Here is a 25434-nt window from a genome sequence, read left to right on the forward strand (position 1 = left end):
GGTATCGGGTTCCCACATTCATCCGCACATGTGCGGATGAATGTGGGAGGTGTTCGGATAAAGTTGATAATCAAGGGGCAGCTGATCCCCACCATAAATTACCCTCGGCATACTTGCGCGAACGATTGCTCGTGCTACACTTGCAATTGCTGTTTCAGGGCGGGGTGGAATTCCCCACTGGCGGTAAATCGGGCGGTGTCAAAGGGACGCCGTGGCGCAGGTGAGATGCCTGCGACCGAGCCGATGAGTCCGCGACCCGTGTGTGCGTTGGTTCGCATGCCGGCTGAACTGGTGAGATCCCAGTACCAACGGTTAGAGTCCGGATGAAAGAGGCAGGTGATCTTATGTCTGAACAGTCGCAGCATATCCATTTTGAGAACACGAATAGGTGGAGCACCAAACAGCTCGTTACCATGGCGTTGATGTGTGCCTTGGGCGCCCTGTTTATGTACGTGCAGCTGCCCATCCTTCCTTCGGCGCCGTTTTTGACCTATGACCCGTCGCTGGTGCCGGCAATGGTGTGCGGGTTTGCGTATGGTCCTGGCGCCGGCACTGCTGTTGCCGCTATGGCTATCGTTATCCATGCGCTCACCACGGGTGACTGGGTCGGCGCGCTTATGAACTTGGTTGCCACGCTGGGCTACATTCTGCCCGCGGCTATCGTCTACCAGAAGATGCATACCTATAAGGGTGCCGTGATTGGCCTGGTACTCGGCGTCATTGCCGCTACGGCGCTGTCTATGGTCGCAAACCTTACCATTGGCGTATGGTTCTGGTATGGCTCGGTAGATGTGATCGCCCCGCTCATGATTCCTGCCGTGCTGCCGTTCAACCTCATCAAGACCGTGCTTAACTCGGTGTTGACGCTGGCGGTGTACAAGGCGGTCTCTAATCTCATCACGCCCAAGAAGGACCAGGTCAAAGGCCGCGCATGATTGAGTGTCGGGGCGTTTCCTTTAGCTATGACGGTGCTGCACCGGCGCTCGACGACGTCGATCTGAGCATCGAGGACGGGGAGTTTTTCTGTATCCTCGGTGGCAACGGGTCGGGCAAGTCGACGTTTGCCAAGCATCTGAATGCGCTGCTGCAGCCCGATGCGGGCACGGTGCGCGTCAACGGCATGGATGCGTCCGATCCCGAGTTGGTCTACGACATTCGTTCGACCGCGGGCATGGTGTTCCAGAATCCCGATGACCAGCTGGTGGCAACGCTTGTCGAAGATGACGTTGCGTTCGGTCCCGAAAACCTTGGCGTGCCATCGGCGCAAATTGCGCAGCGCGTACGCGAGGCGCTGAAGGGCGTGGGCCTGGTGGGCTTTGAGCGCCACGAGACCCATGCGCTTTCGGGCGGCCAAAAGCAGCGCGTGGCGCTTGCCGGCGTGCTCGCCATGGAACCGCGCGTGCTCATATTGGACGAGGCTTCCTCGATGCTCGATCCGCGTGGACGCAAGGGCCTCATGAAGGCTTGCCGCGCGTTGCACGCTCGCGGCATGACCATCGTGATGATTACGCACTTTATGGAAGAGGCTGCCGAGGCCGATCGTGTCGCCGTGTTTCAGACGGGACGAGTTGCCATGCTGGGCACGCCCGATGAGATTCTGACGCGGGCGAATGAACTCGTTCAGCTCAACCTTGACATGCCAGAGTCGTGCCGTTTGGGCATGGCACTTCGTGCGAAGGGCGTGTCCGTTTGCGCGCAGGTGCGTGAGGCGGATATGGTCGCCGAGATTGCGCAGGCTTATGCCGAGCGGAGTGGGGCAGGCACCGCGGGGCAGTCTTCCGTATCCCAGTCGGAAATCGCTGACGGCACTGTTCCGGCAGACAACGAGGACAACGCGTCGGAGCCCGTCATCGAACTATCCCATGTTTCGTACAGTTATTCGCTCAGTCCGCGCGAGCGCCGCCGCTGGCATAAGCGCTCAGCCACTGCGGGCAAATCGAGCAAACAGGCTCTCTGGGGAAACGACCCCAGCAGCCCGTGGGCGCTGCGCGATGTATCGCTGACGGTGCGTCGCGGCGAGTTCCTGGGCTTGGCAGGTCATACCGGTTCGGGTAAGTCGACGCTGGTTCAGCATCTCAACGGTTTGATTCGCCCCCAGGAGGGATCCGTTCGTGCGCTGGGGCTCGATCTGTCAAACAAGAAAGACGCCGCCGCGGTTAAGGCCAAGGTCGGCGTGGTGTTTCAATATCCTGAGCGTCAGCTGTTTGCCGAAACCGTGGCGCAGGACGTGGCGTTTGGTCCGCATAACCTTGGCTTGCCGCAAGATGAAGTCGACCGTCGTGTCGAGTCATCGCTCTCACGCGTGGGCCTCGACCTTTCCACGGTCGGCGACAAGAGTCCCTTTGAGCTTTCGGGCGGTCAGCAACGGCGTGTGGCATTCGCCGGCGTGCTCGCCATGGAGCCCGAAGTCCTGGTGCTCGATGAACCCATGGCGGGGCTCGATCCGGCTGCGCACAGGGATTTCCTTGAGCTTATCGATCGACTTCACCGCGATGGCCTGACCGTTGTCATGGTTTCGCATAGTATGGATGACCTGGCCAATTGCTGTGACCGCATCGTCGTAATGAACGAAGGCGCGGTGTTTGCCGAGGGAACCCCCGCGCAGGTGTTTGCGCATGCCGGTGAGCTCAAGTCGATCGGCTTGGGCGTTCCCGCCGCCCAGCGTATGGCGCTGGCGCTTACGGAGGCGGGCGTGCCGCTGCGTCGCGGCGGGCTCCATACGGTTGAGTCGTTGGCCGACGAGTTGGCAAATTTGCTGATCGGTCGCTCAGACGGTTCTTCTAACGTCTCGGACATTGCTAAATCCAAGACGGTCGCGCGAGAGGAGGGCTGCTGATGGAGGCGTTTTCGTTTGGCAGCTACTATCCCGGCGATAGTGCGATCCACCGCCTGGACCCGCGAACTAAGTTGCTCTTGGGCTTTGTGTTTCTGATCACGACGCTCACGGTCAGCAGCTTCCGCGGACTGGCCCCTGTCGCAATTTTCGTCGTGCTGATCTATGCCGTGTCCCGGGTGCCGTTGCGCCGGGTCCTATCATCGATGGCGCCGCTGCTGGCAATCGTCGTCGTGGTCGCGGTGCTCAACTTGTTTACCGATCAGAGTGGGCGCATCCTGTGGCAGCTCGGCTTTCTGCAGATAAGCGAGGGCTCACTGCGTTCTGCCGCCTTTATGGCGTGCCGCCTGACGTTGATGATGGCCGGCATGAGCGCCATTACACTCACCACGCCGACGCTCGACCTCACCGCGGGCTTTGAGCGCCTGCTCGCGCCGTTTGCGTGTGTGGGACTTCCTGCGCACGAGCTCGGCATGATCATGGGTATCGCGTTGCGCTTTATGCCGCAGTTCGCTACCGAGATGAAGCAGACGGCCGATGCACAGGCAAGCCGCGGCGCGCGCGTGACGGGCGGTCCGCTCGGCGGCGTGCGTATGCTCGGCAGTGTGGCGATTCCGCTGTTCACGGGCGTGTTCCGCCATGCCGAGACGCTGTCTGCCGCCATGGATGCACGCTGCTATCACGGCGAGCAGGGCCGCACGCGCCTGCATGCGCTTGCATTTGGCCGCGGCGATGCGTTGGCGGCGGTGGTGACGGCGTTGCTGCTCATCTGCGTCATCGTCATCAATCTTCAACTTGTTTAGGCGCGATTCGAGCGCAAGAAAGGGGTCCCTATGACCGACAACGACCGCACGGCTCAGCTTGAGCGTGCCTGTTCATATCTCAGGCGCATTCCGGCGTGGTATCTGGCCACGACCGATGTGGCCGACGGGCATCAGCCTCGCGTGAGGCCGTTTTCGTTTGCCATGGTCGATGACGGTAAGTTGTGGTTTTGCACGTCGCGCGACAAGGATGTGTGGGCGGAGTTGAGCGCGAATCCCAAGTTTGAGGTATCGGGCTGGAAGCCGGGGGAATGTTGGATCGTATTGACCGGCGAAGCCGCACTTGAGGACGACGCAGCTGCGAGCGACAAGGTGCGTCAAGCGGGTTTTAAGCACATGGTGGGCATTGGCGAGGAACACGAGAGTGCCAACGACGGCCGCCTTGCTTTCTTTTCGGTCCGCAACATTGCCGCGCGCTTCTGTGATATCGACGGCAGCGAGGAGCGCCTGGAGCTCTAGCGCGTCTCAAATTAACTACCCGTTCCGAATTAGCTAGTGCCAGGAGGACACATGGACGGATTGAATACGGTGTTGGAGTATCTGACGTCGGTGCCGGCATGGTATTTGGCGACGAGCGTTGACGGACAGCCTCATGTGCGTCCGTTTTCGTTTGCGCAGATCCAGGATGGCAAGCTGTGGTTTGTAACGGCGCGCACCAAAGATGTGTGGCAGGAGCTGCTGCAAAATCAGCGCTTTGAGGCCACGAGTTGGTGGCCGGGCCATGGCTGGCTCATCTTGCGCGGACGTGCGGGTCTGGATGACCGGGCTTCGAGCGAAATGCGCGAGGCAGGATGGAAACATCTTGAGCGCTTGAGCGAGCACTATGAGGGGCCTAACGACCCCACGCTCGTCTTCTTTAGCGTCGAGGATCCCGAGGCTTTTATCTGCAATCACGACGAATGGGTGCCGGTCGAGCTCTAGCCAGCTGGCGCATCCTAACAACTTGGTTTTCGCATGGGCGGGCCCCGTATTGCCCGGCGCCGTTAGGAGCGCCGGTCAATACGGGGCCCGCTCCATTTGTCAATTCCTTCAAGCGAATGTGTCGGGATTGTTTCAATGCATGAATATGCAAACCATTTACGTGTTCATGCATCTTTTGGTGCTAAAGTTTCAACCCACTTCATAACGACCGCTGCGAAATGCGCATCGGTGCATAAATCGCAGACAAGGAGTCTGATATGTCTTTGAAGGTTGGAATCGTCGGCGCGGCTGGATATGCCGGAGCCGAACTCATTCGCCTCGTGCTTGGCCATCCCGAGTTTGAACTTGTTGCCATTACGTCCAACGCCGATGCTGGCCAGCCGCTGTCCGCGGTGTATCCGAACTTTGCTGGCGTGAGCGATCTGGTTTTCACCACGCATGACGCCCCCGAGCTTAAATCCTGCGACGCCGTCTTCTTGGCCGTGCCGCACACGGCTGCCATGGCACAGGTGCCCGCGCTGCTTGCATCGGGCGTCTCCTGCTTTGATCTTTCGGCCGATTACCGTCTGAGCGACGCGTCTGTCTTTGAGGCATGGTATGCCGCCGAGCACACGAGCCCTGAGCTGCTCAAGACCCGCGCTTTTGGCCTGCCCGAGCTGTTCTGCCAGGACTTGGAGACCGCCGCATCCGATTATGCTGACGGCAAGTCCGTGCTGGTCGCCTGCGCCGGCTGCTATCCCACCGCAACGAGCCTTGCTGCCGCTCCTGCCGAGCGTGCCGGCTGGGTTGCCCAGAGTGGCCCTGTGATCGTCGATGCCATCAGCGGTGTGACGGGTGCCGGCAAGTCCTGCAACGCCCGCACCCACTTTTGCAGCGCGGACGAGAACCTGGAGGCCTATGGCGTGGGTAAACATCGCCACACGCCCGAGATTGAGCAAATCCTTGGCTTAACCGATCGCGTCGTCTTTACCCCGCATCTGGCACCGCTCAAGCGCGGCCTGCTCTCCACGGTGACGCTGCCGCTCACGCCGCAGGCCATCGACTCCCTGGCTCTTGAGGATGTCGTCGACTATTACAAGCAGTTCTACGCTGGACGCACCTTTGTGCGCGTGCTCGATGCCGGTCAGCAGCCCAAGACGGCTTCGGTCGTCGGCACCAACGCCGCCCAGATTGGCCTCGCGCTCAACAAGCGCGCGGGCGTGCTGGTGGCGACGGGCGCCATTGACAATCTGTGCAAGGGCGCTGCGGGCCAAGCAGTCCAGTGCGCCAATATCGTCTTTGGCTTTGACGAGCGACGAGGCTTGCCCACAGTGGCGTGCCCGGTGTAGCACATTCGATTGTTAACGATTTGGTAGTCGGGCATCGAGTGGGGCGCCACTCTTAAGCTGGTCTCATGATTACGACTGGCATGGCGCACCAACCGATGTCCGTTTTTTGTTTGACATAAGGAGTCATAAAGACGATGAATATCGAGCTGTTTGATATCAAGATTCGCGCAGTCGAGGGTGGCGTTACGGCTGCGGCTGGTTTTAAGGCTGCAGGCATCCACGCTGGGTTCCGCAAGAACCCCGAGCGTCTGGATTACGCGCTCGTCGTGCCCGATAAACCCTGTCCCGGCGCTGGAGTGTTTACCACCAATCGCTTTTGCGCGGCGCCCGTGCAGGTGAGCCGCGCCAACCTGGGCGGTGCCGACAAGGGCTACGGTATCATCGCCGGCGTTTCGGTCAACTCTGGCAATGCCAACGCCGCCACGGGCGAGACCGGCCTTGCATGCGCGCGCGAGACGTGCAGCATCGCATCGCAGGTCATCGGCTGCGAGCCCCAGCAGATTCTGGTTGCCTCCACGGGTGTGATTGGCCAGATTCTGCCGATCGACACGTTTGAGACCGCCATTCCTGCTGCCTACGAGGCACTCTCCGCCCACGGTGGCGCCGATGCCGCTCGCGCCATCATGACGACCGATACCCACTCCAAGGAGTATGCCGTTCGTTATCGTAGTGAGGCTGCGGGTCATGCGGGCAATGTCTATACGGTAGGCGGAATGTGCAAGGGCTCGGGCATGATCATGCCCAACATGGCCACCATGATCGCGGTTATCACCACCGATGCCCCCGTCGAGCCGGCGGCACTTCATGCCCTGCTGCTCTCGACCGTCAAGCAGACCTTTAACAAGGTAACGGTCGATTCCGACACCTCGACCAACGACACCTGCATCATGCTTGCCTCCGGCGCCGCTGCCGCAGATGCCGAGCCTATCGTCGAGGGCTCCGATGCCTTCGACGAGTTGGCATTTGCCGTGCACGAGGTGTGCGAGAGCCTGGCGCGCAATATCGCCGCCGATGGTGAGGGCGCATCCAAGCTTGTTACGGTCAACGTTACCGGCGCCGTGAACGACGAGGAGGCCGATATCGCCGCCCGTGCCGTTGCCAACTCGCCGCTCGTTAAGACCTGCATCGCCGGCCACGACTGCAACTGGGGCCGTGTTGCTATGGCGCTTGGCAAGTGCGGCGTGAAGTTTAATCAGGAAGACGTTTCCATCGACATGATGGGCATGCCTGTCTGTCGCGGCGGTCTGACTGTTCCTTTTGATGAGGACGAGGCTCTACGACGTTTCGAGGCGCCCGAGATCGTGATCTCGGCCGACCTGGGCGCAGGCGACGCGGCAACGACCGTGTGGACCTGCGACCTCACGCATGAGTACATCTCCATCAACGGCGACTACCGTTCCTAGATTCCGGGCACGCTGCGCATCTTGCCGCGATTGCGGACAGCGGAGCACGGCGCGATAACGATACGAAAGACGAGGCAGATTATGAAATTCGCACGCGATTGTCGTTCGAGCGAATCCAACGAAGCAACCGCGCAGCTGCTGTTCGAAGCGCTGCCGTGGATTAAGAACCTGACCGGCAAGACGGTTGTTATCAAATATGGCGGAGCCGCCATGGTTGATGAGCAGCTGCGCCGCGACGTGATGAGCGACATCGTTTTGCTCAAGATCATCGGTATGCGCCCCGTCATCGTGCATGGCGGCGGCAAGGCTATCAACGAGGCGCTGAGCCATTACGATATTCCCGTCGAGTTTAAGAACGGCCAGCGCGTGACCACGCCGGCGACTATGGATATCGTGCGCGAGGTGCTGGGCGGCAAGGTTAACCAGGAGCTGGTTGCTGCCATCAACCACCACGGCAACCTGGCCGTGGGCGTGTCGGGCAGCGATGCCGGCACGCTCATCGCCGAGCCGCTCGACCCCGAGCTCGGTCGCGTGGGCAAAGTGACGCACGTCAACACCGACTATATCGAGCGCTTACTCGATAGCGAGTACATTCCCGTCATCGCCACCGTCGCGGCGGGGGAGGACGGCGGTTTCTTCAACATCAACGCCGATACCGCCGCCGGTGCCGTTGCCGCGGCGCTCCACGCGCATAAGGCGATCTTTTTGACCGATGTCGATGGCCTGTACAAGGACTTTAGCGACAAGGACTCGCTTATCTCCAACCTAACGCTCGACGAGGTTAACGAAATGCTCTACGGCGGCGAGGTCGATAAGGGCATGATTCCCAAGCTGCGTGCGGCCGTCGATGCGCTTACCGGCGGCGTATTTCGTGCCCACATCATTAACGGTACTACGCCGCATTCGCTGCTGCTGGAGCTGCTGACCGATGCCGGCGTCGGTACCGTGATCCATTCCACCGAGATGGCTTACGAGTTCGATACGCATCCGCATCCGCTTTCGACGTTTGCTGCGCGTCTGACCGAGAACCTCGACGAGGTCGAGAAGCTTCAGACGGTCTAGCTGACCCGCAGCCGCCCCATTCCTGCATCCATAGCCCCGCGCCGTCCGGCGCTCAACGAAAGGCATCCCATGTCACTTGCAGCTCAGCAATCGCTTGAATCCCATTACGTTATGCATACCTTTGGCCGCTCTCCGGTCGAGTTTGTCGAGGGCCATGGCATGAAGCTCACCGGCGACGATGGCCGTGAGTACCTCGACTTTCTTGCCGGCATCGGCGTGTGCAGCCTAGGTCATGGCAACCTGGCTGTGCTCTCGGCGCTCGAGGCACAGACCAAAAAGCTCATGCATGTCTCCAATTACTTCTACATCGAGCAGCGTGGACAGGTCGCGGCGCTGCTGTCCAAGCTTGCTAACGACGACGTAGATGGTGCGCGCGTGCTTGCCGATGCCATTGCCGCCGGCGATGAGACCACGGCAGCTGCTCTTGGTGCCCCGGCTGCGGGCGAGCAGGTGTGGGAGACGTTCTTTGCCAATTCCGGCGCCGAGGCCAACGAGGGCTCGATGAAGCTCGCGCGCTTGTACGCCAAGCGTGCCGGTAACGGCGGCAACACCATCGTGTGCATGCGCGGCGGCTTCCACGGCCGTACGCTCGAGACCATTGCCGCCACCATGCAGGATTGGCTGCAGGATAGTTTCCGTCCGCTGCCGGGTGGCTTTGTGGCCTGCACGCCCAACGATGTCGATGAGCTGCGTGCGATCTTTAAGCAGCTGGGGAGCGAAATTTGTGCCGTGATGCTCGAACCGATCCAGGGTGAGAGTGGCGTGCACCCCATGACCGAGGAGTTTATGGCGGCAGCGCGCGACCTAGCACACGAAGTGGGCGCCGTGCTTATCGCCGACGAGGTCCAGTGCGGTATCTTCCGCACGGGTAAGCCGTTTGCGTTCCAGACCTATGGCGTGGAGCCCGACATTATGAGTCTTGCCAAGGGCATTGCCGACGGCGTACCCATGGGTGCCGTCGTGGCAAAGAAGGAGATTGCCGACGTGTTTAAGCCGGGCGACCACGGCTCGACCTTTGGCGGTAGCTGCTTGGCCGTCGCGGCGTGTGCCGCGACGCTCTCCGCGCTTGTGCGCGGCGATTATGCCGAGCATGCTGCCAAGGTGGGTGCCTATATGGAGCAGGCGCTGGCTAAGCTTCCGCATGTGGTAGAGGTGCGTGGCCGTGGCCTGATGCTCGGCTGTGATTTGGATGATGCTGCGGGCGATGCGCATGATATTGTTGCCCGCGCGCTGGCCGCCGGTGCCGTGATCAACGCTACGGGTGCTCATACGCTGCGTTTCTTGCCACCACTTGTCTGCGAAGAAGCCGACGTGGACGGCCTGATCGAGATCCTGTCGGGTGTCTTGGGCTAACGCAGCGCAATAACTCAATTTGGACCGGGTTCCGGACTGTGGGCGTGTCCTATGCGGCATGATTCAGCGGTCTGGAGCCCGTTTTGCCTTAGATTTGCTAAGGCAGGGAGACCTGCTGGTCAAAAAACATCAAATATGAGTACTGTTACCGATTTGGTAGCAGCAATTTTGGACTAATAAGGCCAGATAGCAAGTCGAAATGGCGATGAAAGCACGATTTTGATCCAACTGTTAGTCCTTATAATGGACATATGTTGCGTAACTTAAGCAAATACTGTCTTTTTATATGTTGCAAACAAAGTAGCAGTACTCATTTTTGCCATTTTTTGGCCACGGCCTTTGTGACAGACGTGCTGGCGGGTTCGAATCCCATGCACCGGGCGCAAGCAAAAACGGTCCCCTTGCGAGGACCGTTTCCAATTCTGTGGTGGGCGATGAGGGATGTCCGCGTGCGGCTGGCGCCGCCCGCGTCCCGCTTCGTCGCTCCGCTCCTCGCGTGCTGCGCTGGAAAACGCTTGCGCGTTTCCTCAGCTCCGCACCCTGTCGGGTTCGAATCCCATGCACTGGGCCCAAAAAAGAAAGGCTCCCATTGCTGGGAGCCTATCAAATCAGTGGTGGGCGATGAGGGATTCGAACCCCCAGCCTTGTGCGTGTAAAGCACCTGCGCTAACCGTTGCGCCAATCGCCCGTGCGGAGAGAGTATAGCAAAACAATCGCCTCATTCACCTCATATCCATTAAAGGTAACTGGCGCGTGTCCACGCGGAGCTGATTCAGTTGAGATTGCCTGAACATTCCGCCCCTCTTTACGCCCTCGGGTATACTCAAAAGCTACTGATTCGATTTGATGCCCAGCAACAGCAGAGGGGATAGTATATGTGCGGTTTTGTCGGTTTTGTCGGTGGGACGGATAACCAATCCGAGGTGCTCACCAAGATGATGGACCGCATCGTCCATCGCGGTCCCGACATGGGCGGTCAGTTTATCGACGGCCGCGTTGCCCTCGGCTTCCGTCGCCTGTCGATCCTCGACCTGACCGAGGCTGGCGCCCAACCCATGGCCAATGAGGACGGCAGCGTCGTCATTGTCTTCAACGGCGAGATCTACAACTTCCAAGAACTCCGTTCCGAGCTCGAGGCCAAGGGCTACAAGTTCCACTGCGGCGCCGACACCGAGAGCCTCCTGCACGGCTACGAGGAGTGGGGCGAGGCCGTCCTCGATCGCCTGCGCGGTATGTACGCCTTCGTCATCTGGGACAAAAAGAAGAACAAGCTTTTTGGCGCCCGCGACATCTTTGGCATCAAGCCGCTTTACTACTATCCCATGGCCGATGCGGGCGACGGCGCTCCGGGCGTGCTCTTTGGTTCCGAGATCAAGAGCTTCCTGGACTACCCGCACTTCCACAAGGCGGTCAACAAAAAGGCTCTGCGTCCGTACATGACGCTGCAGTATTCGGCAACCGAGGAGACCTTCTTCGAGGGTGTCTACAAGCTGCCGCCGGCGCACTACTTTACCGTCGATATCTCGACCGGCAAGATGAACATCGAGCGCTACTGGGATTGCGATTACTCTGCCGTCGAGAAGCCGTTCGAAGAGTATGTCGATGAGCTGGACGAGGTCGTGCACGAGAGCGTCGAGGCCCATCGCATCGCCGACGTCAAGGTCGCGTCGTTCCTCTCCGGTGGCGTCGACTCCAGCTACATCGCCGCTTGCCTCATGCCCGACAAGACCTTCTCGGTGGGCTTTGACTACAAGAACTTTAACGAGACCAACTACGCCAAGGAGCTTTCCGATAAGCTCGGCGTCGAGAACGTTCGCAAGATGATTACCGCCGACGAGTTCTTCGGTGCGCTCGAGGACATCCAGTATCACATGGACGAGCCGCAGTCCAACCTGTCTTCCGTGCCGCTGTGGTTCTTGGCCGAGATGGCCCGCAAGGACGTTACCGTCGTGCTTTCGGGCGAAGGCGCCGACGAACTCTTTGGCGGCTACGCCTACTACGAGGATACGGTCCCGGTGCGCAAGTACAAAAAGATGGTGCCGCTGCCCATCCGTCGCGCGCTCGGTAACCTGGCGCTGCATATGCCGTACTTCAAGGGACATAACTTCCTGGTCAAGGGTGCCGAGATCCCCGAGAAGTCGTTCCTGGGACAGGCTCTGGTATGGCCGGAGCGCGAGGTCGACGGCGTGCTCAAGCCCGAGTACAACACCGGTGACGGCGCCTTCGAGCTTGCCGCTCCCATCTACGCACGCGTGAAGGGTCAGCCCGAACTGGTCAAGAAGCAGTACCTGGACATGAACATGTGGCTCCCGGGCGACATTCTGCTCAAGGCCGACAAGATGTGCATGGCGCACTCGCTGGAGCTGCGCGTGCCCTTCCTGGACCGCAAAGTCATGGAGTTCGCCGAGCACATTCCCGACCGCTACCGCATCAACGAGAACGGCAACAAACAAGTACTCCGCCACGCTGCCAACAAGTCGCTGCCCGATGAGTGGGCCACCCGTCCCAAGGTGGGCTTCCCGGTGCCGATTGTCTACTGGCTGCGCGAGCAAAAGTGGTACGACTATGTCAAGGAGTACTTCACCGCGCCGTGGGCAAGCGAGTTCTTCGATACCGACGAGCTCATGCACCTGCTCGATCTGCACTTTGCGGGCAAGGGCGATTTCCAGCGCAAGATCTATACGCCGCTCGTGTTCCTGGTGTGGTACAAGCGCTTCTTTATCGACGAGGACCAGCCCGCTGTTCAGGCTGCCTAGCCTCGGCTTACGAACGCCTGCGCGTAACGGCTCCTCCGGGAGCCGTTTTTGCGTGGGTGCGTTTCAGTTACTATAAAAACCGTCCCTGCCAAATGGCTGAGAAAGGTGAAAGATGCACCATTCGGATTCCGCGACCGTGACCACGGTCGATACGCTTGCCAAGCTTCTCGATGTGTGCGGCGAGCTGCGCGCATCAGAGCAGGTTGACGAGCGTGCTGTGACCGGCTGCTCGTTTGATTCGCGCGCGGTCTCGGTAGGTGACGTGTTCTTTTGCAAAGGTGCTGCCTTTAAGCCCGCGTTTTTGAGCATGGCGCTCGATGCGGGCGCCGTCGCATTTGTGTGCGAGGAGTCGCTGGTCGAGTCTCTGGAGCCGCTGGCGCAGGAGAGCGGTGCTGCGATGCTGGTCGTGGACAGCGTTCGCACGGCCATGGCCCTGTTGCCGCCGGAGGTCTACGACCGTCCCGACCACGACGTCAAGATCGTGGGTATCACCGGCACCAAGGGAAAAACCACGGCCGCTTTTATGCTCCAGTCCATCATCAAGGCGGCGGGCGAGTCCTGCGGCATGATCGGCTCGGTGAGTACCGACGATGGCATCGAGTGTTACGAGAGCACCAATACTACGCCCGAGGCCCCCGAGGTCTGGCGCCATATCGCCAACTGCCGCACGTCCGGTCGCCAGTCCATGGTCATGGAGGTCTCGAGCCAGGCGCTCAAGTACCAACGCGTCGAGAATCTGCCGTTTGACGTGGCGTGCTTCCTCAACATCGGCCGCGACCACATCTCGCCGATCGAACACCCCACGTTTGAGGATTATTTTGAGAGCAAACTCAGGATCTTTGACCAGGCAAAGACCGCCGTGGTGAATCTGGGCACCGAAGAGGTCGACCGTGTGCTGGAGGCAGCGTCGACGGCCGAGCGCTTGGTGACCGTTGGTGTCGAGCATCCCGAGGCAAGCCTGTGGGCGAGCGACGTACGCATGGTCGGCTTTAGCATCGAGTTCAACTTGCATGGCCTGTGTGCCGACGAGTCCGAGGCGGGGGAGAAGATCCTGCTGGGTATCGCGGGAGACTTTAACGTGGAGAACGCGCTGGTCGCTATCGCCGCCGCGCGCGAGATCGGCATCGGTATCGAGGCCATCAAGAAGGGCCTCTCCAAACTGCGTGTGCCGGGCCGTATGGAGGTCGTGGAGTCGAAGGACGGCCGCGTGATTTGTGTTGTTGACTACGCTCACAACCAACTTTCGTTCCGCTCGCTTTTCTCGTCGGTCAAGCGCGCGTTTCCCGCCAGCCCGGTCATCGCAGTGTTTGGCGCTGCCGGCGGCAAGGCGCAGGAGCGCCGCGAGCAGCTTCCGCGCGAGGCCGCATCATATTCCGACCTGATGATTTTTGCCAACGAGGACCCGGCTCACGAGGACCCGATGAAGGTCTGTCGCGAGCTTGCCGAACATGTTCCCGACGATACGCCGAACAAGATCATCCTCGATCGCGAAGCCGCTGTGCATGCGGCGTTCAAGGCGGCGCGCGAGGAGTACATCAACCCCGATGCTCCCACCATTGTCTTGCTGCTGGCAAAGGGTGACGAGGAACTCATGCACGTGGGCGACGAGTTCGTGCCCATCGAGAGCGACCTTTCGCTGGCCAATCGCCTGATCGATGTTACCCAGTTTGACTAATGAACCATGATGGCGGCGCCCTGAGTGCGCTGTCGCCATAAGCGTGTTCCCTCAATCAAAACATGCCGTCCAAGTCCAAACCCTTCTACGTAAACGGAGTAACCATGTCCCACAATACCCTGCCGACCGTTGCCGAGCTTTCGGGCGAGATGCGCGAGCGCTTGGCCAAGGTCAAGTACGTCTTTACCGACCTGGATGCCACGATGCTCGCACCCGGCTCGTGCGTGCTGCGCGACAACGACGGCAACCCCTCGACCAAACTCGTCGAGGCCGTCGTGGCGCTCGCTCGCGCTGGTATTCAGGTGGTTCCCACCTCGGGCCGCAACCGTACCATGATCCACGAGGACGCGCGCGTGCTCGGCCTTAACTCCTACATTGGTGAGATGGGCGGCCTGGTCATGTACGACCTCAAAGCCAACGATTGGGAGTATCTGACCGGCGACATGCCTTACGACCCCGCCTGCGGCCTCACGCCGCACCAGGTGATCGAGCAGACCGGCGTGTGCGAGAAGATCCTTGCCCGCTGGCCGCACAAGATCGAGTACCACAACGACATGTCGACCGGCTACAAATACCGTGAGGTCACCGTCGGCATGCGCGGCGATGTACCCGACGATGAGGTCCAGGCCATCCTCGACGAGGCCGGCTACGGTCTGATCTGGGCTTGCAACGGCCATCTGACTCACCTGTCCAAGCCGACGACGCTCGAGCTCGATCGCGTCGAGGACGGCCGCGCCTTCAACATCAATCCGGCGGGTCTCAACAAGGGCGTCGCTATTGCGCGCTTCTGCGAGCACCTAGGGATCGAGCGCGAGGAGACGCTCGCGCTCGGCGACTCCGAGTCCGACTTCTACATGGCCGATCACGTGGGCACATTCTGCCTGGTCGAGAATGGCCTGACGAGCGCCGGCGCGCCCGAGTTCCTGGCTGCTTGCGAGAACGCTTTCGTTACGCGCGGCAAAATTGTCGACGGTTGGGCGGCGACGGCAGAGCTGCTGGTCGCGGCGCGTTCGTAGCGCGGCGTCGCCGCACTTGGACATGTCTTTTCGAGAGAGACTGGTGAGGTAATGTCCGATATCGAGAATCCGGCAGGCGACACGCGCCCGATTGGCGTGTTCGATTCTGGTTTGGGCGGTCTGACGGTTGCGCGCGCGATTGCGACGGCGTTGCCGCACGAGTCCGTCTACTACTTCGGTGACACCAAGCGCTGCCCCTACGGCACGCGCACCGAGGACGAGGTGCGCTCGTTTGCGTTGCAGGCGGGTCGTTGGCTTTCGAAGCACGATGTCAAGATTATGGTCATCGCCTGCAACACGGCGACCGCTGCGGCCTTGCGTCTGGCCCAGCAGGTGCTCGACGTTCCCGTGATCGGTGTGATCGCGCCGGGTGCCCGTGCGGCAATCAACAGCACGCGTACGCGTCGCGTGGGCGTGCTCGCCACCAATCTCACCATTCGCTCGGGCGCCTACACGCGCGCCATCCAGGATTTGGATGCTGGTGTCGATGTGTATGGCTGCCCGGCTTCGAGCTTTGTCGAGGTCGTCGAGCACGAGCTCGCCTCGGGCGCGCATCTGCAGGAGCAGTGGCTCGAGAACGAGGATATTTTTGATACGCCAGCCGTTCGCGCGCTGGTGGGTGCCACGGTTGAGCCGCTGCGCGACCACGGTATCGATACCGTGGTGCTCGGCTGTACGCATTTTCCGCTGTTGGTGGGACCTATCCGCCATGCGCTGGGGCCTGGGGTGCGCGTCGTGAGTTCCGCCGAGGAGACCACACGCGAGCTGACCGATATCCTCACGCGCCGCGAGCAGCTGGCGGGCGACGCCGCCGAGCCGCAGCATCGTTTTGCCACGACGGCCGATAACATTGCCGAGTTTGCGGTGGCGGGCAGCTTTATCTTTGGTCAGCCGCTCAAGAGCATCGAACATATCGATATCGATGAGCTGAAATAGATGTAAGGCAGCCGTCAAGGCCTTCGCCACATCTTTTGCCGAAAGGATATTTCTATGGAGTACATGCAGGTCAACCGCGCTAACGGTCGCGCCGCCAACGAGTTGCGCCCCGTTAAGCTCACCCGTAGCGTCATGAAGCACGCCCACGGCTCGTGTTTGGCCGAGTTCGGCGACACGCGCGTGCTGTGCGCCGCCACTATCGAGGAGGGCGTGCCGGGCTGGCGAAAGGGAGCTAAGGCCGGCTGGGTGACCGCGGAATACGCCATGCTGCCGGCGTCGACCGGCAAACGTTGCAAACGCGAGCACGCCAACCGCAAGGGTCGCTCCATGGAGATCGAGCGCCTCATTGGCCGCAGCCTGCGTACCGTCGTCAACATGAAGGCGCTCGGCGAGTACACCGTCACCGTCGACTGCGATGTGATTCAGGCCGATGGCGGCACGCGTACAGCGAGCATCACCGGCGCCTGGGTGGCGCTGCACGACGCCTTCGCCATGTGGGTCGAGGCGGGAAAGATCGAGCGCATCCCGCTTATCGGCCAGGTGGCTGCCATCTCCATGGGCGTTGTCGACGGCAATACGCTGCTTGACCTCGATTATTCCGAGGACAGCCATGCCGAGGTCGACATGAACCTCGTCGCCACCGACACTGGTGAGATGATCGAGCTCCAGGGCACTGGCGAGCAGGCGCCCTTCGACCGCAAACGCCTCAACGCCCTGCTCGACCTGGGCGACAAGGGTATCGCCGAGCTCATCGAGCTTCAGCGCCAAGCCATCGCCTAACCTGCCAAAAAGGGACAGGTTTATTTTGGTAGGTTTTATCTGCGGAGACGTCTAGGCGCAAGACAGCCGTTGATTGAGAGGGGAGAGGCGGAGTCCCTCGTTGCCCTCGGCGCGGTATTGATATAGAGACAAGGAGGCCAGTCATGGCACTTGAGAAGATTGACATCGACACCCTCGACCCGGCGGCGACCATCGTCGTGGCAACGGGCAACGCCCATAAGCTCACCGAGATCGAGGCCATTTTGGGCAAGGTCATGCCCGAGGTGCGCTTTGTGGCGCTCGGCCAGCTGGGCGATTTTGAGGACCCCGAGGAAAACGGCACGACGTTTTTGGAGAACGCCATCATCAAGGCACAGGCTGCGGTCGAGGAGACGGGCCTTATGGCCATTGCCGATGATTCGGGCTTGGTCGTCGACGCGCTGGACGGTGAGCCCGGTGTGTATAGCGCGCGCTACGCGGGCATTCACGGCGACGATGCCGCCAACAACGCCAAGCTGCTCGTTAACTTGGAAGGCGTGGCAGACGAGGATCGCACCGCGCGTTTTATGAGTGTCGTCGCGCTCATCGACACGGATGGTCTGGTCACCTATGGTGAGGGCGCCTGCGAGGGCGTTATCGCGCACGAGGGCCGCGGCGATCGCGGCTTTGGCTACGACCCGCTGTTCCTGCCGGTCGACACGCCGGGCAAGACCATGGCCGAGCTGACGGCGGACGAGAAGAACGCCATCAGCCATCGATTCCATGCGCTCGAGCACCTGTCCGCCAAGCTGACGGGCGAGGAGTAGACCGTGCGTGCGGTGGTGCAGCGCGTGCTCAACGCCGGCGTGACGGTCGACGGCGAGTGCGTGGGTCGCATTGGACGCGGCTACCTGGTGCTGCTTGGTGTGGGCCATGGCGATACGCGTGCCGAGGCCGACAAGCTGTGGGGCAAGCTCCGCGGGCTGCGTATCAACGAGGACGAGAACGGCAAGACCAACTTGGCGCTTGCCGATGTCGACGGCGAGGTGCTCGTGGTGTCGCAGTTCACGCTGTTCGCCGATTGCCGCCACGGTCGCCGCCCATCGTTTACGGATGCCGGCGCCCCCGATGTCGCCAACGAGCTCTACGAGTACTTCTTGACGCTTGTGCGCGAGGACGTTGAGCATGTGGCGCACGGTATCTTTGGCGCCGACATGAAGGTCGACCTGGTCAACGACGGCCCATTCACCATCGTCTTGGACACCGACAACCTTTAGGTTACGCGGTTTTACCAAACCGCGTAACAACTGGTCATGCGAGATTGTCGTCTGGTACGTATTCGAGACCGGGCTTTTTTAGCTACTTGCGTATGGCCACAACAGGGTGCTATAGTATTAGAGTTTTGTCTATCTTAGGGGTATTATCCCCTTTTTGAATTGCACCTTTTGGAGGCCCTGTTCATGGAAGAGATGGAAGTCAATCACGTCGACGACATCCACGAGAAGCTGACCGATATGGTGGGCGATCGCGTCAAGGTTAAGGCCAACATGGGCCGCACCCGCGTTGTCGAGCGCATGGGCACCATCAAGAGCGTCCACCCCGCCGTCTTTATCGTCGAGGTTGACGAGCGCCGCGGCCGCAAGTCGCGTCAGTCCTACCAGTATATCGATGTCCTCACCGGTCAGGTCGAGCTATTCGACCCTGAGAGCGGCGAGCATATCTTTACCCCGCTCGGCAATCAGCTCGAGGAGCACTAACGGTGACCGATCGGTCCCTGACTCTTTCCGCGCCGGCAAAGATTAACCTCTACTTGGGGGTTCATACCGAGCGCGATGACCGCGGCTACCACAGGGTCGATTCCCTGATGGCAGCCGTCGGTCTTTCCGATACCGTGACGGTCACGCCGGCACAGGCGCTGGCCGTTCAGACGGTTCCGGCATCAGATTTTCCCATGCAAAAGAATACGGCGTATCGGGCTGCGGTTGCTATGGCCGAGCATTATGGTCGCGAGGCAAACATCTGCGTGACGATTGAGAAGCGCATTCCATTGTGCGCCGGCTTGGGCGGCCCCTCGACGGATGCGGCCGCGGTCATCGTCGCCTTGGCGGAGCTCTGGGACATTGATCGCACCGACCCAGCGCTCGATGACATTGCGCGGGGCATTGGTGCTGACGTCCCGTTCTTTTTGCACGCGAGTTCTGCGTTCTACGTAGGCGGGGGAGACGTGCTGGCAACTGAGTACCCCGCGCTGCCCGCGACGCCCGTCGTGCTGGTCAAGCCGCGCGAGGCAAGCGTTTCGACAATTGAAGCCTATCGACGTTTTGACGAGGCCCCGGTGCCTGCGGACAAGCCCGGCGCGATAGCTTCTGCCTTGCGTGCTGGTGATGCCGAGACGGCATATGCACTCATCCATAACAACCTTGGTGTCATTTCCGCACAGATGGAGTCGCAGATTCAAACGGTCCTCGACTGGCTGCGTAAACAGGACGGAACCGTTGCTGTAGATGTGTGCGGATCGGGTGCCTGCTCGTTTGCCATTTGCGACACCGCTGCCACGGCCGAAAGGCTTGCTGACGCTGCCCAGCAAAATGGCTGGTGGGCCTGCGCGACTGAGCTTATTCCCAACACGGTCCAAATCGACACGCCAAAGAAATAAAAATTTCTCTAGCACGCGGCGAAAATCTTTGTTACTATAGTCGAGCTAACGGGTTGTGGCTCAGTTTGGTAGAGCACTGCGTTCGGGACGCAGGGGTCGCTGGTTCAAATCCAGTCAACCCGACCAGAGCATGAGGAGGGACCGCTTCTTGCGGTCCCTTTTTTTAGCTAGTGTTGTGATACCGCGATACCCGCGGTATACTCATTCGAGCTTGTCTCGCTGTATTGTGGAGGTCTACATGTTTGGACTGAGGGCTCCTGAGCTCATCATTATTCTCGTCGTTGTCCTGATTATCTTCGGGCCCAAGAACCTGCCGAAGCTCGGCAAGTCCCTCGGCTCTACCGTCAAGAATATCCGTGAGGGTATGGAGGGCGACGATAAGGCCGAGACCAAGCAGGCCGAGGAGGTCGTGGTCGAGCAGTCCGAGGAGGACAAGGAGATCGCTGAGCTCGAGGCCAAGCTCGCTGCTGCCAAGAAGAAGCAGGCAGAGGACAGCGACGCGGACGCAGAGTAGTCCCATCCCTTTGGGGTGAGCACCTGACCGGCTTGCCCGCAGGCTAGCCGGTCTTTTTCGTTTTGTTGACAGTTGATTGTTTGATCAGAGTTGGGGAGATATCCGTATGGACGCAAGCCAGATCGTACTGACCGCTGAGGGCCGCCAGAAGCTCGTCGAGGAGCTCGCCTGGCGTGAGGGCGATTACGCCAAGGAGATCGTCGAGGACATCAAGGAAGCCCGCGCGTTCGGCGACCTTTCGGAGAACTCCGAGTACGACGCCGCTAAGGACAAGCAGGCCCAGAACGCCGCTCGTATTGCCGAGATCCAGGCCATCCTCGCCAACGCTCAGGTTGCTGCCACCACGGGCGACCTGACCGTCTCCATCGGTTCCACCGTTTCGCTGATTGATCCCAACGGTGAGGTCATGGAAGTCACGCTCGTCGGTACCACCGAGACCAACTCGCTCGAGCACAAGATCTCCAACGAGTCTCCGGTCGGCCATGCCATCATCGGTCACGGCGAGGGCGACTCCGTCGAGGTCGTTACGCCTTCCGGCAAGACTCGCGTCTACACCATCGCCAAGATCGCACGCTAGACCACGGTCCCGCGTAAAGGTATGTTTTCGCTCCCTGGGACCGAATCCTGGGGAGCGTTTTAGTTTGAGGAGCTAACTTATGGCAGAGAACCAGAACGCCGCAGATCAGGCATCGACGCTCAACGACGAGCGCGCCACCCGCCTGGCCAAGCGCGCCGCCCTGTTCGAGGCGGGCCAGAACCCCTATCCTGAGCACTCTGAGCTTGAGGACTACGTCGCCGATATCGAGGCTAAGTACGCCGATCTTGCCGATGGCGAGGACACCGAGGACGTCGTGAAGATCGCTGGCCGCGTGGTCGCCAAGCGCGGTCAGGGCAAGATCATGTTCATCGTCGTGCGCGATGCGACCGCCGAGATTCAGCTGTTCTGTCGCATCAACGACATGGACGAGGCTGCCTGGAATACGCTCAAGGCTCTCGACCTGGGCGACATCCTGGGCGTGACCGGCGTGGTCGTGCGCACCCAGCGCGGCCAGCTTTCCGTTGCCCCTAAGAGTGCAATCCTGCTTGCCAAGGCCGTTCGTCCGCTGCCCGAGAAGTTCCACGGTCTTTCCGACAAGGAGACCCGCTATCGCCAGCGCTATGTCGACCTGATCGCCAACGACGACGTTCGCGAGACCTTCCGCAAGCGCTCGCAGATTCTCTCCACCTTCCGTCGCTTTATGGAGTCCGACGGCTACATGGAGGTCGAGACCCCCATCCTGCAGACCATCCAGGGTGGTGCCACGGCCAAGCCGTTCATTACCCACTTCAACGCGCTCGATCAGGAGTGCTACCTGCGTATTGCCACCGAGCTGCACCTCAAACGCTGCATCGTCGGTGGTTTTGAGCGCGTGTTCGAGATCGGCCGCATCTTCCGTAACGAGGGCATGGACCTTACCCACAACCCCGAGTTCACCACGATGGAGGCCTACCGTGCCTTCTCCGACCTCGAGGGCATGAAGGCGCTCGCCCAGGGCGTCATTAAGGCGGCTAACAAGGCCATCGGCAACCCCGAGGTCATCGAGTACCAGGGCCAGACCATCGACCTTTCTGGTGAGTGGGCCAGCCGTCCCATGACCGACATCGTCTCCGACGTGCTCGGCAAGCAGGTCACCATCGACACGCCGGTCGAGGAGCTTGCTGCCGCCGCGCGCGAGAAGGGCCTGGAGATCAAGCCCGAGTGGACTGCTGGCAAGATCATCGCCGAGATTTACGATGAGCTGGGCGAGGACACCATCGTCAACCCGACCTTCGTGTGCGATTACCCCATCGAGGTCAGCCCGCTTGCCAAGCGCTTTGAGGACGACCCGCGCCTGACCCACCGCTTTGAGCTGGTCATCGCCGGCCACGAGTACGCCAACGCATTCTCCGAGCTCAACGACCCGGTTGACCAGGCTGAGCGCTTTGCTGCCCAGATGGCCGAGAAGGCCGGCGGCGACGATGAGGCCATGGAGTATGACGAGGACTACGTGCGCGCCCTCGAGTACGGTATGCCTCCCGCGGGCGGCATTGGCATTGGTATCGACCGCGTGGTCATGCTGCTTACCAACCAGGCTTCTATCCGCGACGTGCTGCTGTTCCCGCACATGAAGCCCGAGAAGGGTTTCCAGTCCGGTGCCGCTGCCGCCAAGGCTGCCGAGGCCGGCAACGCCGCGAGCCCGTTCGTTACGTCGCTTAAGCCCACGCTCGATTACTCCAAGATCGCCGTTGAGCCGCTGTTCGAGGAGTTCGTCGACTTCGATACCTTCTCCAAGAGCGACTTCCGCGCCGTGAAGGTCAAGGCATGCGAGGCCGTCAAGAAGTCCAAGAAGCTGCTGAACTTTACGCTCGACGACGGCACCGGCACCGACCGTACCATCCTCTCCGGTATTCACGCTTATTACGAGCCCGAGGACCTGGTCGGCAAGACCTTGCTCGCCATCACCAACCTGCCTCCGCGCAAGATGATGGGCATCCCCAGCTGCGGCATGCTCATCAGTGCCATCCACGAGGAGGATGGTGAGGAGCGCCTCAACCTGATCCAGCTCGACGCCTCCATCCCCGCCGGCGCAAAGATGTATTAAGAGTTACGCGGTTCTACGAACCGCGTAACCAGTTGACGCTGCAAGCCCGCCAGAGCGGCAATCTGCCTTTCAACTTCGGCGGCATGACCAGAAGGTCAATGCCGCCTTGTTTCAAGGCACCTTGCTCGCTCTGGCGGGCTTTCGCTGTCGTTTCCAAGGCATCGGCGTTGCCTTGATTGGCACTTGGGGACGTTCCTTTTCTGCCGACACTTGGGGACAGTCCTTGTTTTGATAGTCGTTGGGGGTCTACCGACGCATTGGAGGTTTGCGCCTTCCATGCATGACAGCCGTCTCTTTTATGTTTCCTTTAGCCGTTGCTGCCTAGGATGGGGGTTAGTCGGTAGGAAAGGAGCGCCTGTATGGACGACGCGAGCGAGCGTGCAATCGAAGAGGACATGCTCGATCAGTTCAACTACTTTGATGATGAGGATGAGGAGCTAATCGATCGTCGCGAGCCAGCGCCGCTTGATTCCTTTGATCTGGTCGATGAAGAGCCCAACGAGGACGAGGGCGAATCAACGGAGCCCCCACAGTCTTCGCGCCTGGACTCGCTGCTTTCGAGAGTCCCTATGCACCACGGCGCTCGTGCCGGTGCACTCCATATGAAAACTGACTGGCGCCAGATCGTGACGGCAGGCGATGAGCTTGCCGTCGATGCGCCGCTCACTGATAAGTCATCCATCATCTGCCGCACCGGCATGCTTATGCTGGCAAGCGGAACAGGTGCCTGGCGCGTGCGCGATACCATGAATCGTGTTGCTGCCGTACTCGGCGTCACGATTCACGTCGACCTGAGTCTTCTGTCGTTTGAGTGCACTTGCATCGAAGATGGCCACTGCTTTAACGAGGTTGTCAGCCTGCCCACAACGGGAGTCAATACCCATCGCATTTGGATGATGGAGAGTTTCCTCAAGGAAATCGAGACCTATGGTCGTCGCTTCACGGTACACGAGTATCACGAGATGCTCAAGACCGTTGAGAGTTCAAAACCCGATTACTCTCCCTGGCAACAGGGCCTTGCGGCAGCTTGTGCTTGCGGCGCCTTCGTCTTTTTGCTCGGCGGCGGCCCTATCGAGATGGCCTGCGCGTTTGTGGGCGCGGGTGTCGGCAACTTTGCCCGCTCCCATATTCTCAAGCAAGGCCTTGGTCAGTTCAGCGCGCTGACGACCGGCGTTGCGCTCGCTTGCGTTTCGTATCTGCTGGCATTGCTCGGCCTTGGCCAGGTCGTACCGGGGGCAATGTCGCACCAAGAAGGCTATATCGGCGCCATGCTCTTTGTGATTCCCGGCTTTCCGCTCATTACGGCAGGCCTCGACATCGCTAAGCTCGACATGCGAAGTGGTATCGAGCGCCTGTCATATGCCGTATCGATTATTGTGATGGCGACGCTCGTAGGTTGGATGGTTGCCGAGTGTGTTGGCCTGGCGCCGGACGACTTTGCGCCGCTCGGCCTTTCGCCGCTTGCTCTTACGCTCCTGCGCGTGGTGATGAGCTTCGTTGGCGTATTCGGCTTCTCGGTGATGTTCAACAGCCCGGTAAAGATGGCCGCGGCAGCTGGGCTGATCGGCGCCGTGTCTAATACCCTGCGTCTGACCCTTGTCGATGCGCCGACGATGATTCCCTTCCTGGGCCTCAGCACGGGAATGCCTCCCGAGGCAGCAGCGTTTATCGGCGCGCTGGTATCGGGTCTGCTGGCAAGCTTGGCCGAAGTCAAGCTCACCTACCCGCGTATCGCTCTCACGGTGCCTTCGATTGTCATTATGGTGCCGGGTTTGTATCTGTATCGCTCGATGTATTACATGTGCACCTTCGACACAGTCAATATGCTCGGCTGGTTTGTGCGCGCAGTGCTCATCGTGGCGTTTTTGCCCGTTGGCCTGGGTGTGGCGCGTACGCTCACCGACCCTCGCTGGCGCCACACCAGCTAATTGGTGCAAGGGGGACAGGTTACTTTGCACCCCCAATGAGTTGCGGTGAAATAGGGACTGAATTGCTGCTTAAAGGGTCAAAACAGTCCGTATTCCACCGCAACTTATGGGGTCGGGGGGATTATTGGTGCCCTGCATCTCCATAAACTCAACGCTTACGAAGCGCGCGCCGTTCGTGCTAGGGTAGTTCCACCACATAAGTAGTCGCAGACGCACGTACCACGGGCGGGCGAGATGAAGTCCCAACAGCTCCATCTTGCCCGCCCGTTTTTGTTGCGTGGTGCCGCGGCGTAACACAGAAAGGATTTTGTCCTTTATGCCTATCAACAAACGAGAGAGAGCCTGCTGTTCACCTTTATCATGTGCTTTTGCATGGTGCTCTGGATGAGCATCTACAACGTTGCCCTGCAGCATGGGGCCATCAACGGCGAGGTTGTTGCCGCCGCGTGGCTCGGCTTCCCCGTTGCCTACATTTTTGCCATGTGCTGCGACTGGTTTGTTGCCAGCCCCCTTGCCAAGGGTTTCGCTTTTAAATTCCTGGTCACGCCGGGCAAGAGCTCGCCACTTGCCATGACGCTCGCCGTCAGCTCCTGCATGGTCGTTCCCATGGTCATCATCATGTCGCTGTACGGTGCCTGCGAGGGTCTGACGCACATGCCCGGCGGCATCCTTGCGAACCTGTATTCCGTGCCCGCGATCTGGATGATCAACATCCCGCATAATTTTGTGATGGCGCTGCCGTGGAACCTTTTGGTAGCCGGTCCGATTTCCCACTTCGTCTTCCGTCGCGCCTTCCCTGTGGGGACGGTTTTCGAGGAGGAGCATGCCGAGCTCTTGGAGCAGGCTATGGCTCCTGAGTGCGAGTAGCTCGCT

Annotated in this window: 23 protein-coding genes, 2 tRNA genes and 1 riboswitch; of the genes, 24 read left to right on the top strand and 1 reads right to left on the bottom strand. The window is 60.2% G+C overall.

Features of this window, described 5'->3' with window-relative positions; genetic code table 11:
* The first annotated feature begins 146 nt into the window (after positions 1 to 146).
* Positions 147 to 339: riboswitch (FMN riboswitch) on the top strand.
* Positions 340 to 344: 5 nt separating this feature from the next.
* The 9 genes from ABCN01_RS07050 to ABCN01_RS07090 all read left to right on the top strand — a co-directional run bounded on the left by ABCN01_RS07050 (position 345) and on the right by ABCN01_RS07090 (position 9721).
* Positions 345 to 935, top strand: coding sequence for an ECF transporter S component (locus ABCN01_RS07050; protein WP_055252299.1), 591 nt, complete (start codon positions 345 to 347; stop codon positions 933 to 935).
* Positions 932 to 2836 carry an energy-coupling factor transporter ATPase gene (locus tag ABCN01_RS07055; protein ID WP_342995811.1) on the top strand — a complete coding sequence of 635 codons (1905 nt, stop codon included), beginning with the start codon at positions 932 to 934 and terminating at the stop codon, positions 2834 to 2836. Before ABCN01_RS07050 ends, ABCN01_RS07055 begins: the two co-directional genes overlap by 4 nt.
* Positions 2836 to 3636: an energy-coupling factor transporter transmembrane component T family protein gene (locus ABCN01_RS07060; RefSeq protein ID WP_342995809.1), complete on the top strand. Its 801-nt coding sequence runs from the start codon at positions 2836 to 2838 to the stop codon at positions 3634 to 3636. Before ABCN01_RS07055 ends, ABCN01_RS07060 begins: the two co-directional genes overlap by 1 nt.
* A gap of 30 nt (positions 3637 to 3666) precedes the next feature.
* Positions 3667 to 4113 (top strand): pyridoxamine 5'-phosphate oxidase family protein, encoded by a 447-nt coding sequence (locus ABCN01_RS07065; RefSeq protein ID WP_342995808.1) that lies wholly within the window; start codon positions 3667 to 3669, stop codon positions 4111 to 4113.
* Positions 4114 to 4164: 51 nt separating this feature from the next.
* Complete coding sequence (locus ABCN01_RS07070; protein ID WP_342995806.1) at positions 4165 to 4575, top strand: pyridoxamine 5'-phosphate oxidase family protein; 411 nt, start codon at positions 4165 to 4167, stop codon at positions 4573 to 4575.
* Between the two features lie 257 nt (positions 4576 to 4832).
* A complete protein-coding gene (gene argC, locus ABCN01_RS07075) occupies positions 4833 to 5903 on the top strand; it encodes an N-acetyl-gamma-glutamyl-phosphate reductase (protein WP_342995805.1) in 1071 nt (356 codons plus the stop codon).
* Between the two features lie 134 nt (positions 5904 to 6037).
* Entirely contained in the window at positions 6038 to 7306 is a 1269-nt protein-coding gene (argJ, locus tag ABCN01_RS07080; protein WP_342995804.1) for a bifunctional glutamate N-acetyltransferase/amino-acid acetyltransferase ArgJ, read from the top strand.
* An 81-nt stretch (positions 7307 to 7387) separates the two neighbouring features.
* Positions 7388 to 8368, top strand: coding sequence for an acetylglutamate kinase (argB, locus tag ABCN01_RS07085; RefSeq protein WP_342995803.1), 981 nt, complete (start codon positions 7388 to 7390; stop codon positions 8366 to 8368).
* A gap of 69 nt (positions 8369 to 8437) precedes the next feature.
* Positions 8438 to 9721, top strand: a complete 1284-nt coding sequence (locus tag ABCN01_RS07090) for an aspartate aminotransferase family protein (protein ID WP_342995802.1) — start codon at positions 8438 to 8440, stop codon at positions 9719 to 9721.
* A 612-nt stretch (positions 9722 to 10333) separates the two neighbouring features.
* Here ABCN01_RS07090 and ABCN01_RS07095 read toward each other — a convergent pair.
* A tRNA-Val gene (locus tag ABCN01_RS07095) sits at positions 10334 to 10409 on the bottom strand.
* Positions 10410 to 10596: 187 nt separating this feature from the next.
* Here ABCN01_RS07095 and asnB point away from each other — a divergent pair.
* From asnB to ABCN01_RS07170, 15 genes are all read left to right on the top strand, one after another.
* A complete protein-coding gene (asnB, locus tag ABCN01_RS07100; protein ID WP_342995801.1) occupies positions 10597 to 12477 on the top strand; it encodes an asparagine synthase (glutamine-hydrolyzing) in 1881 nt (626 codons plus the stop codon).
* 112 nt (positions 12478 to 12589) lie between these two features.
* On the top strand, positions 12590 to 14152 hold the full coding sequence (locus tag ABCN01_RS07105; RefSeq protein ID WP_342995800.1) for a Mur ligase family protein: 1563 nt from the start codon (positions 12590 to 12592) through the stop codon (positions 14150 to 14152).
* A 104-nt stretch (positions 14153 to 14256) separates the two neighbouring features.
* Positions 14257 to 15168 carry an HAD family hydrolase gene (locus ABCN01_RS07110; RefSeq protein WP_342995799.1) on the top strand — a complete coding sequence of 304 codons (912 nt, stop codon included), beginning with the start codon at positions 14257 to 14259 and terminating at the stop codon, positions 15166 to 15168.
* 51 nt (positions 15169 to 15219) lie between these two features.
* Entirely contained in the window at positions 15220 to 16104 is an 885-nt protein-coding gene (gene murI / locus ABCN01_RS07115; RefSeq protein ID WP_035137557.1) for a glutamate racemase, read from the top strand.
* 54 nt (positions 16105 to 16158) lie between these two features.
* Positions 16159 to 16884, top strand: a complete 726-nt coding sequence (gene rph / locus ABCN01_RS07120; RefSeq protein WP_342995798.1) for a ribonuclease PH — start codon at positions 16159 to 16161, stop codon at positions 16882 to 16884.
* 143 nt (positions 16885 to 17027) lie between these two features.
* On the top strand, positions 17028 to 17669 hold the full coding sequence (gene rdgB, locus ABCN01_RS07125; protein WP_342995797.1) for an RdgB/HAM1 family non-canonical purine NTP pyrophosphatase: 642 nt from the start codon (positions 17028 to 17030) through the stop codon (positions 17667 to 17669).
* 3 nt (positions 17670 to 17672) lie between these two features.
* Positions 17673 to 18119: a D-aminoacyl-tRNA deacylase gene (dtd, locus tag ABCN01_RS07130; RefSeq protein WP_022094897.1), complete on the top strand. Its 447-nt coding sequence runs from the start codon at positions 17673 to 17675 to the stop codon at positions 18117 to 18119.
* A 183-nt stretch (positions 18120 to 18302) separates the two neighbouring features.
* A complete protein-coding gene (locus tag ABCN01_RS07135; protein ID WP_006234957.1) occupies positions 18303 to 18599 on the top strand; it encodes a Veg family protein in 297 nt (98 codons plus the stop codon).
* 2 nt (positions 18600 to 18601) lie between these two features.
* The gene (ispE, locus tag ABCN01_RS07140) at positions 18602 to 19498 is read left to right on the top strand and encodes a 4-(cytidine 5'-diphospho)-2-C-methyl-D-erythritol kinase (RefSeq protein ID WP_342995796.1); all 897 of its coding nucleotides are present in this window, start codon (positions 18602 to 18604) and stop codon (positions 19496 to 19498) included.
* Between the two features lie 49 nt (positions 19499 to 19547).
* Positions 19548 to 19624, top strand: a tRNA-Pro gene (locus ABCN01_RS07145).
* 112 nt (positions 19625 to 19736) lie between these two features.
* The gene (gene tatA / locus ABCN01_RS07150; RefSeq protein WP_022094895.1) at positions 19737 to 20012 is read left to right on the top strand and encodes a twin-arginine translocase TatA/TatE family subunit; all 276 of its coding nucleotides are present in this window, start codon (positions 19737 to 19739) and stop codon (positions 20010 to 20012) included.
* A 106-nt stretch (positions 20013 to 20118) separates the two neighbouring features.
* Positions 20119 to 20589 carry a transcription elongation factor GreA gene (gene greA / locus ABCN01_RS07155; protein WP_006234960.1) on the top strand — a complete coding sequence of 157 codons (471 nt, stop codon included), beginning with the start codon at positions 20119 to 20121 and terminating at the stop codon, positions 20587 to 20589.
* A 79-nt stretch (positions 20590 to 20668) separates the two neighbouring features.
* A complete protein-coding gene (gene lysS / locus ABCN01_RS07160; protein WP_342995795.1) occupies positions 20669 to 22633 on the top strand; it encodes a lysine--tRNA ligase in 1965 nt (654 codons plus the stop codon).
* Between the two features lie 359 nt (positions 22634 to 22992).
* A complete protein-coding gene (locus ABCN01_RS07165) occupies positions 22993 to 24561 on the top strand; it encodes a threonine/serine exporter family protein (protein ID WP_342995794.1) in 1569 nt (522 codons plus the stop codon).
* A gap of 384 nt (positions 24562 to 24945) precedes the next feature.
* A complete protein-coding gene (locus tag ABCN01_RS07170; RefSeq protein WP_343014242.1) occupies positions 24946 to 25428 on the top strand; it encodes a DUF2798 domain-containing protein in 483 nt (160 codons plus the stop codon).
* Positions 25429 to 25434: the final 6 nt, after the last annotated feature.

It is taken from the genome of Collinsella aerofaciens (assembly GCF_039062365.1).
Lineage (GTDB): Bacteria > Actinomycetota > Coriobacteriia > Coriobacteriales > Coriobacteriaceae > Collinsella.